Raw genomic sequence first — 13886 nt, 5'->3', positions numbered from 1 at the left:
CATGGAATTCCTCACCCCTCCCTTCATGCAGCGGGCCCTGATCGCCGCCGTGCTGGTCGGCGTCATCGCCCCCGCCGTCGGCATCTACCTGGTGCAGCGCCGGCAGGCCCTGATGGGCGACGGCATCGGCCACATCGCGATGACCGGCGTCGGCCTCGGCTTCCTGCTCTCCACCAGCCCGGTCTGGATGGCCACGGCCGTCGCCGTCGTCGGCGCGGTCACCATGGAACTGATCCGCTGGTACGGACGCACCCGCGGCGACATCGCGCTGGCGATGCTCTTCTACGGCGGCATGGCGGGCGGTGTCCTGCTGATCAACCTCTCCGACACCGGCTCCAACGCCAACCTCACCTCGTACCTCTTCGGCTCGCTGTCCACGGTCTCCTCCGAGGACATCACGGCGATCGCCCTGCTGGCGGCGTTCGTGCTGCTGGTGACGGTGGGACTGCGGCGGCAGCTGTTCGCCGTCAGCCAGGACGAGGAGTTCGCCCGGGTCACCGGGCTGCCCGTGCGCGTACTGAACCTGCTGATCGCGGTCACCGCCGCGGTCACCGTCACCGTCGCCATGCGGGTCGTCGGGCTGCTGCTGGTCAGCGCCCTGATGGTGGTCCCGGTCGCCGCCGCGCAGCAGATCACCCGGTCGTTCAAGGTGACGTTCGTGCTCTCGGTCGTCACCGGGGTCGCGGTGACGCTGGCCGGCACCATCACCTCGTACTACCAGGACGTCCCGCCCGGCGCGACGATCGTGCTGCTGGCCATCGGTGTGTTCATCGCCCTGACCCTGCTCGCCGCCCCGCTGGCCCGGATCCGTACCCGCCGCCGCGAAACGGCGGACGAACGGTGCACCCTGGAAGTACCGGCCACCCGCCCGGCGGCGGACGACGTTCACGTCTGACCCCGCCACCGGTACGTACTGGCACAATGGCCCGACATACGTACGGGCGACACGAGGAGGCTCCTGTGGCGACGGCGCCGATCAGTGGAACGAACGCTGCACCGGTACGCGGCCGGTCGACCCGGCAGCGGGCAGCGGTGGCGGCGGCGCTCGACGAGGTGGACGAGTTCCGCAGCGCCCAGGACCTGCACGACGTGCTCAAGCACCGCGGCGACTCGGTCGGACTGACCACCGTCTACCGCACCCTGCAGTCCCTCGCGGACGCGGGCGAGGTCGACGTACTGCGCACCACCGAGGGCGAGTCCGTCTACCGCCGGTGCTCGACCGGCGACCACCACCACCATCTGGTGTGCCGGATGTGCGGCAAGGCCGTCGAGGTCGAGGGCCCGGCCGTGGAGACGTGGGCCGAGACCATCGCGGCGCAGCACGGCTTCGTGAACGTGGCGCACACGGTCGAGGTCTTCGGTACGTGCATGGAGTGCGCGAGCGCCGAGGACTGACGCCGAGGGATGGTCCCGGGGGCGGCGCCCCCGGGACCCCCGGGCCTCAGCTGCCGGAGGATTCCGCCTTCTGTTCCGCCTCCACCGCACCGCCGAAGCGCCGGTCGCGCTGGGCGAACTCCAGGCAGGCCCGCCACAGGTCGCGGCGGTCGAAGTCCGGCCACAGCACGTCCTGGAAGACCATCTCGGCGTACGCGCTCTGCCAGATCAGGTAGTTCGAGGTGCGCTGCTCGCCGCTGGGACGGACGAAGAGGTCGACGTCCGGCATGTCCGGGTAGTAGATGTACTTCGCGAACGTCTTCTCGTTGACCTTCGACGGGTCGAGCTTCCCGGCCGCCACGTCCTCGGCGATCCGCTGCGCGGCGTCCGCGATCTCGGCCCGGCCGCCGTAGTTGACGCAGAAGTACAGCGTCATCTTGTCGTTGTCCTTGGTCTGCTCCTGGGCGACCTGGAGCTCCTGGACGACGGACTTCCACAGCTTCGGCATGCGGCCGACCCAGCGGATCCGGATGCCGAGTTCGTCCATCTCGTCACGGCGGCGGCGGATGACGTCCCGGTTGAAGTTCATGAGGAACTTCACCTCCTCCGGGGACCGCTTCCAGTTCTCGGTGGAGAAGGCGTACAGCGAGAGGTTCTTGACGCCCATCTCGATGCAGCCCTTGAGGACGTCCATGACGACGCCCTCGCCGACCTTGTGTCCCTCGGTGCGGGGCAGACCGCGCTCCTTGGCCCAGCGGCCGTTGCCGTCCATCACGACGGCGACGTGCTTGGGCACCAGTTCGCCGGGGATCTTCGGGGGCACCGCACCGGACGGGTGCGGCTCCGGGGTCTTGTAGTCGCGCCGGTTACGGCCGCCGAAAATCCCAGATACTGCCATGAACTGTCTCGCTCCCTGTGCCTGATCTGCGTGCCTGATCTGCCTGTGCTGCCTTGGTCACTTCTCTACGTACCGCAGTGAGCGCAGCCCGCGCTCCAGATGCCAGTGCAGATAGGCGGACACCAGCCCGCTCCCCTCCCTGACATGACGCGGCTCGCACGCGTCCGCCGTCTCCCAGTCGCCGCTGAGCAGTGCGCTCAGCAGGGTGACGGCCTCCGCCGAGGGTACGACGCTGCCGGGTACCCGGCAGTCGCCGCAGATGACACCGCCCGCCGCGACGGAGAAGAAACGGTTCGGTCCGGGCATTCCGCACCGGGCGCAGTCGACGAAGCTGGGGGCGTAGCCGTTGACCGCGAGGGAGCGCAGCAGGAACGCGTCGAGGATGAGGTTCGGCTCGTGCTCGCCGCGGGCCAGGGTGCGCAGGCCGCCGACGAGCAGGAGGTACTGCTGGATCGCGGGTTCGCCCTCGTGGTCGGTGAAGCGTTCGGCGGTCTCCAGCATCGCGGTGCCGGCGGTGTAGCGCCCGTAGTCGGTGACGATGCCGCCGCCGTACGGGGCGATGGTCTCGCTCTGGGTGCAGAGGGGCAGCCCGCGCCCGACCAGTTCGCTGCCGCGGGCGAAAAACTGCACGTCCACGTGGGAGAACGGCTCCAGCCGGGCCCCGAACTTCGACTTCGTGCGCCGCACCCCGCGCGCGACGGCCCGTACCCGGCCGTGGCCGCGGGTCAGGATCGTGATGATCCGGTCGGCCTCGCCCAGCTTCTGCGTGCGCAGCACCACGCCGTCGTCCCGGAACAAGCTCATGGCTCCATTGTCCGGTACGCGGATGGCCCAGCGGGCCCGCCCCCGCGAGCCCGTCCGGTCAGCCCACGTCCGCGCCGCCGCCCGCGGGCACGACGAGCCCGGATTCGTAGGCGACGATCACCAGCTGGGCCCGGTCGCGGGCGGCGAGTTTGCCCATGATCCGGCTGACGTGGGTCTTGGCGGTGAGCGGGCTGAGTCCGAGGGTCTCGGCGATCTCGGTGTTGTTGAGGCCGCGTGCGACGAGGGCGAGGACCTGGCGTTCGCGGTCGGAGAGCATGCCGGGACCGCCCGGTCCGGCACCGGCCGGGGGCTGCGGCGCGCTGAGGACGCGGGCGATCAGCCGGGCGGTCGGGCCGGGCGAGAGGAGGGCCTCTCCGGCGGCCACCGTCCGGATCGCGGCGAGCAGGTCGGCGGGCCGGGTGTCCTTGACCAGGAAACCGGAGGCTCCGGCGCGCAACGCGTCGACGATGTGGTCGTCGGTGTCGTACGTGGTCAGGACCAGGACCTTCACCCCGGCCAGGTCCTCGTCGGCGGCGATCCGGCGGGTCGCCTCGATGCCGTCGAGTTCGGGCATCCGGATGTCCATCACGACGAGGTCGGCGCGGGACGTGCGGGCGAGCGCGACGGCTTCGAGACCGGTGGCGGCCTCCGCGACGACCTCCATGCCCGGGTCGGAGCCGACGAGCATCGCGAACGCCGCCCGCACGAGCGTCTGGTCGTCGGCGAGCAGTACGCGGATCATGAGGCGGTCTCCGATGCCTGTTCCGGTTCCGGGTGGCGCTGTACGTGTACTTCTCCCTGCGCCCGGAGCGGCAGCAGGGCGGAGACCTCGAAGCCGCCGCCGGGGCGGGGCCCGGCGGCCAGGGCGCCGCCCGTGCTGCGGGCCCTCTCCCGCATCCCCAGGATGCCGAACCCGGACGCGGAGCCGTCGCCCACCGGGCCGGTGCCATCGTCGGTGACGGTGACCCGCAGGGCGCCCGTGCCGGCGGGTCCGACGGCGACGACGATGCGGGGAGCGGGGCCCGCGTGCCGTACCGCGTTCGTCAGGGATTCCTGCACGATGCGGTACGCGGCCGCTCCGGTCGCCGGGGTGAGGCGGCCGTCCGGTACCCGCACCCGGAGGTCGACCCGGGCCCCGGCCGCCTCGGCGGCCCGTACGAGGCCGGGCAGCGCGGCCAGATCGGGCAGCGGGCCGTCCGCGTCGTGCCGGTCTCCGCCGTTCCCGGTGCCGCGCAGCACCTGGAGGGTGGTGCGGAGTTCCGCCCTGGCTTCACGGCAGGTGTCCGCGATGTCGTCCAGGGACGCGGCGATCGCCTGCCGGTCGAGCCGTTCCGGGTCGACGGTCAGGATGTGCGAGGCGACCGAGGTCTGCACGCCGATGAGGGTGATGCTGTGGGCCAGCAGATCGTGCAGGTCGCGGGCGATCCGCAGCCGTTCCTCGGCGACCCGGCGCCGGGCCTCCTCCTCACGGGTGCGTTCGGCGCGTTCGGCGCGTTCCAGCATCGAGGCGACGTACTGGCGGTAGATGCGCACGTCGACCCCGCAGAACAGGATGGCGACGATCCATCCGGAGATGCGCAGCAGTTCGAGCCCCTGATGGGCGTCGATGCTCAGCACCACCGTCACCATCACGGACGTCACGCCGATGCCGGTGAGCAGGGTGCGCAGCGGGCGTCCGGTCACGGCGACGGTGTAGAGCGCGATCCAGGTCTGCGGCATCGGAGCCGTGTGGGCGTTGTCGAGGCCGTGGTAGAGCATCAGCAGCGGAATCATGGCGAGCAGGGCGAGGACGGGGTTGCGCCGTCGCCACACGAGCGGTGCGGCGCTGGCCGCCAGCAGGAGCCAGCCGAGCGCGTCGGGCGCGGCGGCCTCGTCGGCGAGCAGGGCGAGGACGGCGGAGAGCGCACCGGCGCCCACGGCTACGAGGGCGTCGGTGCGCGTCTTATGCGGCGCGTGCATGGGGTCGCGGTTGACGACGGCCAGGATGCGCTCGCGGCGGCGTGCGGTGGTGGACACGCCGCCATCCTCCGGTACGGGGCGGGGCATTGTCAGGGTGCCCCGAGGAGTTCCGGTTCGCGCGGGGCGGGTGCGGCGGGGGTACGGCTGAGGGCGCCGGGCCACCACATCTTCCGCTGGAGGGCCACGCTCGCCGAGGTCACCAGGTAGGTGCGGACGAGGAAGGTGTCGAGCAGCACGCCGACGGCGATGACGAAGCCCATCTCGACCAAAGAGGTCAGCGGCATGTTGGTCAGCACGGCGAAGGTGGCGGCGAGCACGAGTCCCGCCGAGGCGATCACGCCGCCGGTGGTGCGCAGGGCGGTGAGCGCGGCCTCGGTGGGTTCGGCGCCGCGCCGGGCCTCCTCGCGGACCCGGTGCATCAGGAAGATGCCGTAGTCGACGCCGAGGGCCACCAGGAAGACGAAGGTGAGCAGCGGCAGTCCGGGGTCGGTGCCCTTGAGCCCGAGGACCGGTTCGAAGAGCAGCCCGCCGATGCCGAGCGCGGCGCCCCAGACGGCGACGACCGCGGCGACGAGCAGCAGCGGGGCGACGAGGCTGCGCAGCAGGACGATCAGGATCAGCAGGACGGACAGGAGGACGAGCGGGACGACGGTCCCGAGGTCCCGGGAGCTGGCCGCCTCCAGGTCCATCTGCTGGGCACCGGGCCCGCCGACGTGGCTGCCGTCCAGGCTGTCGCGCAGGGCGCGGATGGTGTGCCGCTCCCCCGCGGACTCCGGACGGTCCTTGGCGACGACGGACAGTTCGGTCCAGTCCCCGTCGCCGCGGCCGCGTTCGGCGGAGGCGACACCCTCGGTCGTACGGGCCTTCGCCAGGGCGGCGCCGGCCCGCTCGGTGGGGGCGATCACGGTGATCGGCTGGGCGGAGCGGCCGGGATAGGCGTCGGCGAGGGTCGCCATGGCCGCGACCGAGTCCGGCCTGCTGGTGAAGGAGTCCTCCTGCTTGAGGTCGCCGGGCAGGTGGAACACGCCGAGCGCCAGGGCGCCCAGCAGCACTCCGCCGGTCACCAGGACCGCGACGGGCCGGCGCCCGGCCGAGCCGCCCATGGCGGCGAACAGGGACCGGCGCTTCCTCGGCTCGGAGCCGTATACGGGCACGAGCGGCCAGAACACCCGGCGGCCCAGGAGCACCAGGACGGCGGGAAGCAGCGTCAGCATGGCCAGGAGCGCGCACAGCACCCCGACGGCGGCGATGGGGCCCATGCCGCGGCTGCTGGTGAGATCGGCGGCCAGAAGGCACAGGAGGCCCGCCGCGACGGTGGCGGAGGAGGCGACGACGGCGGGTCCGCAGCCGCGCAGCGCCGCGGCCATCGCCTCGTGCGGCCGGGCGGTGCGGGTGAGTTCCTCGCGGTAGCGGGAGACGAGCAGCAGGGCGTAGTCGGTGCCCGCGCCGAAGACGAGGATGGTCATCACCGCGGAGCTCTGGCCGGTGACGGTGACGTCGAAGCCCCGGTTGAGGCCGTACACGACCGCCATCGACAGGGCGTCGGCGACGCCCGCGACGACGAGCGGCACCAGCCACAGCAGCGGGCTGCGGTAGATGAGGATCAGCAGGAGCGCGACGACGGCGACGGTCGTGTAGAGGAGGGGTCCGCCGAGCGAGCCGTACACCTTCTGCGCGTCGGCGTTCAGCGCACCGGGCCCGCCGACCTCGACGCCCAGTCCGCCGCCGCCCTTCACGGTCTCGCGCACGTCGTCGACGAACGCGGTCCGCGCCTCGTCGTCCTGGCCGGGCTCGGTCGTGGACACCGGGTACATCAGGGTCGTGCCGTCCTTCGACGGCACGGCACGCGGCGGTGCGGTGAGGGTGTGGGCACCTGCCACCTCGGCGGTCTGCCGGGCCGCCGAGGCCCGGTCGGCGGCGGTCAGTCCGCCGTCGCGGTGGTAGACGAGGACGAGGTCGGTCGACTCGCCGCCGGGCAGCGTGTCCTGGATCTTCGCCACCTGGGTCGAGTCGGCGCTCGCCGGCAGATAGTCGACGGCACGGTTGACCTGTACGTCCCCGAGCCTGCCGGCCAACGGCCCGGCGACCGCGATCACGGCGGCCCACAGCGCGACGATCGCCCAGGGCAGCAGGCGCCATCTGCTCCGTGGCCGTGTCCGCTCGCCCTGGTCCTGTGCTGCGGCCGTCATGGGAGGCCCCCTTCCGTACGGGTGTCCGGTCATGTCCAGACTCCCGTCGGGCCGGGGGCGACGCGTCGCACCGGGGGCCGACTTCCCCGCTACTGCCGGGGAGGGTGCGGCGGCCCGGCTACTCCCGCGGGAGTATCGGGCCGGCCGCAGAGAGGGGGATCAGGAGGGCGTACGCGCCGCTGCCGCGAGCAGCCGGGCGGTGTCCTCGCCGCGCAGCCGCAGCGCCCCTCCGACCGTGGTCAGCACCTCGCGCTCGGCCGGGCTGTACGGGCCGTCGGCGAGCGCGATCCGGGCGCCCTGCAGCAGGATCGACTCGCGCCCTGCGGGAGCGAGATGCGGGGCGAGCGGCTCCAGGGCCTCATGGAGCTCGATGGCGAGAGCCGCGCCGCACGCCTCGGCCGCGGGGTCGAACGCGGAGCCGTGGCCGATGTCGGCGGCGAGGATCTCGACGACGGTGGCGAGCTGTTCCTGCGTGCAACCGTCGAAGCCGGCGCCGCGCACGGTCTCGACCGCCGTCTCCAGGACCGTGCGGGAGGTGCTGCCGCCCGCCGCGAGCACCCCGAGGGTCACGGTGTGGACGGCGTCCCTGAGCATCGCGGAGAACCGTGTGGTGGTGGGGTGGTCGAGCGCCTCGGTGTCGAAGTGGGCGTGGCAGGCGGCGCATTCGACGACCGGGCCCACGGTGCCGCGGCGCAGCAGCGGCACGCCGAGGACGGTGAAGCGGCGGCGTCCGGTCAGGCGGCGGTAGTTGCGGTCACCCCCGCAGCCGGGGCAGAAGAACTCGCCGTCACCGACGGTGTCCCACATCGTGCGGATGCCGCAGATACGCAGCTTCATGGCGCGTTGTCCCAGGGCTGACCGCACGTCGCACACCTCCGTAACGCTCCGGCAACATTGCCGTGTTGGACGTGATGTTAACCACATCCGTGAAGCGGCGTCAGCACCTCGCTCGTCACAACCGCCCGGAGATGGCCGAACCCCGCCCCCCGGGTGTGCGGGGGCGGGGTTCACGGACCGTACGACTTCGGGCCCTTTCGGGCGCCGGGTCAGCGGGTGGCGCGGTTGACCGCGGAGACGACCGCCTTCAGGGAGGCCCGCGTGGTGTTGGCGTCGATGCCGATGCCCCACAGGACCTTTCCGTCGATGGCGCACTCGATGTACGAGGCGGCCTGCGCGCTGGCGCCCTCGCTCATCGTGTGCTCGGTGTAGTCGAGCAGCCGGGCGTCGATACCGATGGCCTGCAGCGCTTCGAAGAACGCGGAGATCGGGCCGTTGCCGGTGCCGGTGAGCACGGTGTCCGTGCCGTCCACGTTCGCCTCGACGGTGATCGTGTCCTGGCCGTCCGAGCCGGTCGTGGTCTGGCCGGAGCGGATCTGTACGCGCCCCCAGGCGTTGTCCGGGTTGGGCAGGTACTCATCCTGGAACGTGGTCCAGATCTGCGTCGGCGTGACCTCGCCGCCCTCGGCGTCGGTCTTGGCCTGAATGATCCGGGAGAACTCGATCTGCATCCGGCGCGGCAGGTCCAGCTTGTGGTCGTTCTTCAGGACGTAGGCGATTCCGCCCTTGCCGGACTGCGAGTTGACCCGGATGACGGCCTCGTAGGAGCGGCCGACGTCCTTCGGGTCGATCGGCAGGTACGGGACCGCCCACTCGATGTCGTCGACGGTCTTGCCCTGGGCGGCCGCGTCGGCCTCCATGGCGTCGAAGCCCTTCTTGATGGCGTCCTGGTGGGAGCCGGAGAAGGCGGTGTAGACCAGGTCGCCCGCGTAGGGGTGGCGCGGGTGGACCTCCATCTGGTTGCAGTACTCGCTGGTGCGGCGGATCTCGTCGATCTGGGAGAAGTCGATCTGCGGGTCGACGCCCTGCGAGAACAGGTTCATGCCCAGCGTCACCAGGTCGACGTTGCCGGTGCGCTCGCCCTGGCCGAACAGGCAGCCCTCGATCCGGTCCGCACCGGCCATCAGGGCCAGTTCGGCGGCGGCGACGGCGGTGCCGCGGTCGTTGTGCGGGTGGACCGACAGGCAGACGAACTCGCGGCGCGACAGGTTGCGCGACATCCACTCGAACCGGTCCGCGTGCGTGGACGGCGTCGAACGCTCCACGGTGGCGGGCAGGTTGAGGATGATCTCGCGGCCCTCCTCGGGCTGCCAGACGTCGCAGACGGCCTCGCAGACCTCCAGGGCGAAGTCCAGCTCGGTGTCCGTGAAGATCTCGGGGCTGTACTGGTAGCCGAAGATCGTCTCCTCGCCCAGGATCTTCTCGGCGTACTCCATGACCAGCCGGGTGCCGTCCACCGCGATCTGCTTGACCTGGTCCTTCGAGCCGCGGAAGACCACGCGGCGGAAGGTGGGGGCGGTGGCGTTGTACAGGTGGACGGTGGCGCGGTGGGCGCCGCGCAGGGACTCGACGGTCCGCTCGATCAGCTCCTCGCGGGCCTGCGTCAGGACGGAGATCGTCACGTCCTCGGGGATCGCGCCCTCTTCGATGATGGAGCGGACGAACGCGAAGTCGGTCTCGCCCGAGGACGGGAAGCCGACCTCGATCTCCTTGTAGCCCATGCGCACCAGCAGGTCGAACATCTCGCGCTTGCGGGCCGGCGACATCGGGTCGATCAGGGCCTGGTTGCCGTCGCGCAGGTCGGTGGAGAGCCAGCGGGGCGCCTTCGTGACCCGCTTCTCGGGCCAGGTGCGGTCGGGGATCTCGACGGCCTCGTACCGGCCGTACTTGTGGACCGGCATCCCGGACGGCTTCTGCAGCCCCGTGGCGTTGGTGATCGGCGTGGGGCGGCCGACGGCGTTCTCGGCGGGGGTCTGCGCGGGGTTCACTGCGGTCATGGCGTAGGGCTCCTCGGGGTCCTTCATGGGGACGGCCGACGTGTTCGCTGCAACACCAGACTCCGCGGGGAGGGGGTCGGCCTACGACTACAGGCCCTCGCCGCGGCAGCTAAGAAGAAGCAGCCCGAAACGCATGATGCGTCGAGACTAGCCGAGGGGCGCCCGAGACGTCGGTGCCGTATCAGTATGCGGGATCGGGTGCCGGTAACGGGTGAACAGTGATGGATCACTCTATTTCGTCAATCCACGTAGCAACCAGTGACTTTGCGATCACACGCTGCCACAGTCGTGTGTATGCAGCCTCGATCTCAGCACGGGTTCCACCCCGTCTTCTGCACCATCGTGCCGCCCCACGTCCTCGACAAGCTGTCGCAGTCCGACGACCCCGTCCTGGCGGGCCCCGCCCGCCGCACCCTGGAGGCCGACGCCGCCCGGCGCACCCGCCGCCAGGTGACCACCGTCGTCCGGCCCGTCGTCACCCCCGCGCCGGAGGGGAACCGCTCCGGCAAACCACACCGCACGCTCTACGACTGCCGCCACGGCACGGACCTCCCCGGCCACAAGGTCCGCGCCGAGGGCCAGGAGCCCACGTCCGACGCCAGCGTCAACCGCGCGTACGCGGGCCTCGGCGCCACCTTCGAACTGCTGCTCAGCGCGTACGGCCGCCGTTCGATCGACGGCAACGGACTGCCGCTGATCGGTTCCGTGCACTACGACGAGAAGTACAACAACGCCTTCTTCGACGGCGAGCAGATGGTCTTCGGCGACGGGGACGGGGAGATCTTCCTGGACTTCACCGTCGCCATCGACGTGATCGCCCACGAGCTGGCGCACGGCCTGACCCAGTACACGGCCAATCTGAACTACTACGGTCAGTCCGGCGCGCTCAACGAGTCGGTGTCGGACGTGTTCGGCTCCCTGGTCAAGCAGTACTCCCTGGGCCAGACCGCCGAGCAGGCCGACTGGCTGATCGGCGCGGGGCTGCTGGCCCCGCGGGTCCAGGGTGTGGCGCTGCGCTCGATGAAGGCGCCCGGTACGGCGTACGACGACGACGTGCTCGGCAAGGACCCGCAGCCCGCCTCCATGGACGACTACATCCACACGGGTGACGACAACGGCGGGGTGCACCTCAACTCCGGCATCCCGAACCGCGCGTTCTACCTCCTGGCCACCGCGCTGGGCGGCAGCTCCTGGGAGCGGGCGGGCCAGCTCTGGTTCGATGTGCTCACCGGTGGTGAACTGGCGGTGGACGCGGACTTCGCGTCCTTCGCCCGGCTGACCGTGGCGGCGGCCCGCAGCCGCTTCGGCGCGGGCGACGAGGTCGAGGCGGTCGTCAAGGCCTGGTCGGAGGTGGGCGTGCCGACCGCGTAGCCGGCCCGGTCCGGACCACAGGCCCGTCGAGGAAGGACACCGTATGCGGATCCAGGTGAGCAGGACCGGCGGCTTCGCCGGTATCGCGCGCCACCGCGAGATCGACACCTCGGGGCGGGCCGACGCCCACGACTGGGAGGCCCTGGCCGAATCGGCGCTCGCCGACGGCCGGGAGGCTCCCGGCAAGGGCGTTCCGGACGGCTTCAGCTACCGGATCACCGTCGACGGCCGCACCGTGGACTGCGCGGACCCGCGGCTGACCGACGCGCAGCGCGCCCTGGTCTCACGCGTCCTGAAGGAGGGCGCGTGAGACCGGCGGCGCACACCTGACGGGGCTCGGGGAGCTCGGGAACGGCCCCCGCTCCCCGCGCCGTCGTCGCACCCTGGGCTCCGGGGGGCGTCAGCGGCTTCGCGCGCCTGCACCGGCCCCCGGGTCGTGGCTCCGCTCAGAACCCCAGCTTGCGCAGCTGCTTGGGGTCGCGCTGCCAGTCCTTGGCGACCTTCACATGCAGGTCGAGGAAGACCGGGGTGCCCAGCAGCGCCTCGATGTGCTTGCGCGACTTCGTACCGACGTCCTTCAGCCGCTTGCCCTTCGGGCCGATGATGATGCCCTTCTGGCTGGGCCGCTCGATGTAGACGTTGGCGTGGATGTCGAGCAGCGGCTTGTCCGCCGGACGGTCCTCGCGCGGCAGCATCTCCTCGACGACGACCGCGATGGAGTGCGGCAGCTCGTCCCGTACGCCTTCGAGCGCGGCCTCGCGGATCAGTTCCGCGACCATGACCATCTCGGGCTCGTCGGTGAGATCGCCCTCCGGGTAGAGCGGCGGGCTCTGAGGGAGCAGCGGGGCGATCAGGTCGGCCAGCAGACCGACCTGTTCGTCCTTGACGGCCGAGACCGGGATGATCTCCGCCCACTCGAAGCCGAGCTCCTCGCCGAGGCGGGAGACGGCCAGCAGCTGTTCGGCGAGCTGCTTGGACTCGACCAGGTCGGACTTGGTGATGATCGCGATCTTGGGCGTCTTCTTGATGCCCGCGAGTTCCTTGACGATGTACTTGTCGCCGGGGCCGAGCTTCTGGTCGGCGGGCAGGCAGAAACCGATGACGTCGACCTCGGCCCAGGTGGTGCGTACGACGTCGTTGAGACGCTCGCCCAGCAGGGTGCGCGGCTTGTGGAGGCCGGGGGTGTCGACCAGGATCAGCTGTGCGTCCGGCCGGTGCACGATGCCGCGCACGGTGTGCCGGGTCGTCTGGGGCCGGTTGGACGTGATCGCCACCTTCTGGCCGACCAGAGCGTTCGTAAGGGTGGACTTGCCCGCGTTGGGACGGCCCACGAAGCAGGCGAAACCGGCCCGGTGGGGGGCGGTGTTCTCAGCCTGCTGCGCAGCAGCTTCTGGGTTAGGTCGAGCGCTCATGGCGCCCATTGTCCCCGATCCCGGCGGCCGCGGGGCACCATGGAGCCCGCCGCGGCCGCCGGACCCTGTTCTCAGGCGGTGCGGCGACGGTTGCGGCGTGACCGGATCCACAGTGCGGCGCCCCCGGCGAGGGCCGCCAGCAGCACCCCGGCGACCAGCCAGGGCAGTGCGAAGTACGAGACGGACGCGGACTCGCGGGTGTCGCGGGCGCTCGCGGTCAGCTTGATCTCGCCCCACTCCACCTGCGGCGCGCCCGCCCACTCCTCGGTGAGCCGGACCTCCTGGCGGGGCAGCAGCTCGGAGGGGATGCGCGTGAGGTCCCGGGCCAGCAGGGTGCGGCCGAAGAGGCCCTCGGCCTTGAGGGCGACCTTGGGGCTGAGGGTGACGTTGCCGCGGTTGCGGAGGGTGTACGAGATGACGGCCCGGGACCTGCCCGTGCCCGGGACCAGCGGCGCGGTGTGCGCGACCCGGACGTCGTCGACGGAGAGCGCGGGCATCGTCGGTCCGTTGACCCGCAGATAGATCCGGGCCCCGACCGCCTTCTGGATGCCGACGGCGACGGCGCCCGCGTCGGCGGGGTCGATGCGCTCGTCCAGGGCCACGAGCGCGCCGGGGTGATCGCCCGGTTCGGCGCCCTCGGGCACCTTGATCGTCACGGGCACGGTGACCGAGCCGTGCGGTTTCACGGTGACCCGGTCGCGCCCTGCCTTCGCCCAGGCTCCGACGGAGCGCTGCTTCTCGTTCTGTCCCCGGACCGCGAATCCGCCGTCGCGCGCGGTGTTGTACGCGTCGGCGGCGTACAGCCGGAAGGTGAGCGGCTCACCGGTCTTGTTGGTGACGGTCACCTTGTCGGTGAGGGTGGCGCCGGGGTCGGCGGAGAGGTAGAAGTACGGCCGCGCGCCTGCGTCGGCGGTGGCGGGGAAGACCGACCAGCTGCCGTTGTCGGCGGCGCCGGCCATGGGCGCGCCGAGCAGGAGCAGGGCGCCGGTCAGGAGGAGTACGGAGAGTTTGCGCACGGTGCGGGCCCCCAGGTGCACGCTCGGGC

Annotated in this window: 13 protein-coding genes; 4 read left to right on the top strand and 9 right to left on the bottom strand. The window is 71.5% G+C overall.

Annotation, left to right across the window (positions count from 1 at the left end; translation table 11 throughout):
- Position 1 precedes the first annotated feature (1 nt).
- A complete protein-coding gene (locus ACGFZA_RS17310; RefSeq protein ID WP_385270482.1) occupies positions 2-895 on the top strand; it encodes a metal ABC transporter permease in 894 nt (297 codons plus the stop codon).
- 65 nt (positions 896-960) lie between these two features.
- Complete coding sequence (locus ACGFZA_RS17305) at positions 961-1395, top strand: Fur family transcriptional regulator (RefSeq protein ID WP_385270485.1); 435 nt, start codon at positions 961-963, stop codon at positions 1393-1395.
- Between the two features lie 46 nt (positions 1396-1441).
- On the opposite strand, the gene ACGFZA_RS17300 is transcribed toward ACGFZA_RS17305, so the two are convergent.
- The 7 genes from ACGFZA_RS17300 to leuA form a co-directional block, all read right to left on the bottom strand.
- Positions 1442-2272: an isoprenyl transferase gene (locus tag ACGFZA_RS17300; protein ID WP_385270488.1), complete on the bottom strand. Its 831-nt coding sequence runs from the start codon at positions 2270-2272 to the stop codon at positions 1442-1444.
- 57 nt (positions 2273-2329) lie between these two features.
- Complete coding sequence (recO, locus tag ACGFZA_RS17295; RefSeq protein ID WP_393679943.1) at positions 2330-3076, bottom strand: DNA repair protein RecO; 747 nt, start codon at positions 3074-3076, stop codon at positions 2330-2332.
- Between the two features lie 58 nt (positions 3077-3134).
- Complete coding sequence (locus ACGFZA_RS17290; RefSeq protein ID WP_393679941.1) at positions 3135-3818, bottom strand: response regulator; 684 nt, start codon at positions 3816-3818, stop codon at positions 3135-3137.
- Positions 3815-5122, bottom strand: coding sequence for a sensor histidine kinase (locus ACGFZA_RS17285; RefSeq protein ID WP_393679938.1), 1308 nt, complete (start codon positions 5120-5122; stop codon positions 3815-3817). The genes ACGFZA_RS17290 and ACGFZA_RS17285 overlap by 4 nt, the downstream gene beginning before the upstream one ends.
- Positions 5123-5124: 2 nt before the next feature.
- The gene (locus ACGFZA_RS17280) at positions 5125-7224 is read right to left on the bottom strand and encodes an MMPL family transporter (protein ID WP_393679936.1); all 2100 of its coding nucleotides are present in this window, start codon (positions 7222-7224) and stop codon (positions 5125-5127) included.
- 159 nt (positions 7225-7383) lie between these two features.
- Positions 7384-8061: a TerB family tellurite resistance protein gene (locus ACGFZA_RS17275; protein ID WP_385270500.1), complete on the bottom strand. Its 678-nt coding sequence runs from the start codon at positions 8059-8061 to the stop codon at positions 7384-7386.
- A 209-nt stretch (positions 8062-8270) separates the two neighbouring features.
- The gene (gene leuA, locus ACGFZA_RS17270; protein WP_393679934.1) at positions 8271-10058 is read right to left on the bottom strand and encodes a 2-isopropylmalate synthase; all 1788 of its coding nucleotides are present in this window, start codon (positions 10056-10058) and stop codon (positions 8271-8273) included.
- A gap of 294 nt (positions 10059-10352) precedes the next feature.
- Here leuA and ACGFZA_RS17265 point away from each other — a divergent pair, with 294 nt between their 5' ends.
- Positions 10353-11429 (top strand): M4 family metallopeptidase, encoded by a 1077-nt coding sequence (locus tag ACGFZA_RS17265; protein ID WP_385270506.1) that lies wholly within the window; start codon positions 10353-10355, stop codon positions 11427-11429.
- A gap of 43 nt (positions 11430-11472) precedes the next feature.
- Positions 11473-11739: a protealysin inhibitor emfourin gene (locus ACGFZA_RS17260; protein ID WP_385270509.1), complete on the top strand. Its 267-nt coding sequence runs from the start codon at positions 11473-11475 to the stop codon at positions 11737-11739.
- Positions 11740-11875: 136 nt separating this feature from the next.
- On the opposite strand, the gene era is transcribed toward ACGFZA_RS17260, so the two are convergent.
- Together era and ACGFZA_RS17250 are read right to left on the bottom strand one after the other, a co-directional pair.
- Positions 11876-12850 (bottom strand): GTPase Era, encoded by a 975-nt coding sequence (gene era / locus ACGFZA_RS17255; protein WP_385270512.1) that lies wholly within the window; start codon positions 12848-12850, stop codon positions 11876-11878.
- Positions 12851-12912: 62 nt separating this feature from the next.
- Complete coding sequence (locus ACGFZA_RS17250) at positions 12913-13857, bottom strand: WxL protein peptidoglycan domain-containing protein (protein ID WP_385270515.1); 945 nt, start codon at positions 13855-13857, stop codon at positions 12913-12915.
- Positions 13858-13886 lie beyond the last annotated feature (29 nt).

Source organism: Streptomyces sp. NPDC048211 (assembly GCF_043202315.1).
Taxonomy (GTDB): domain Bacteria; phylum Actinomycetota; class Actinomycetes; order Streptomycetales; family Streptomycetaceae; genus Streptomyces.
This window is presented reverse-complemented; position numbering and strand designations above follow the sequence as displayed.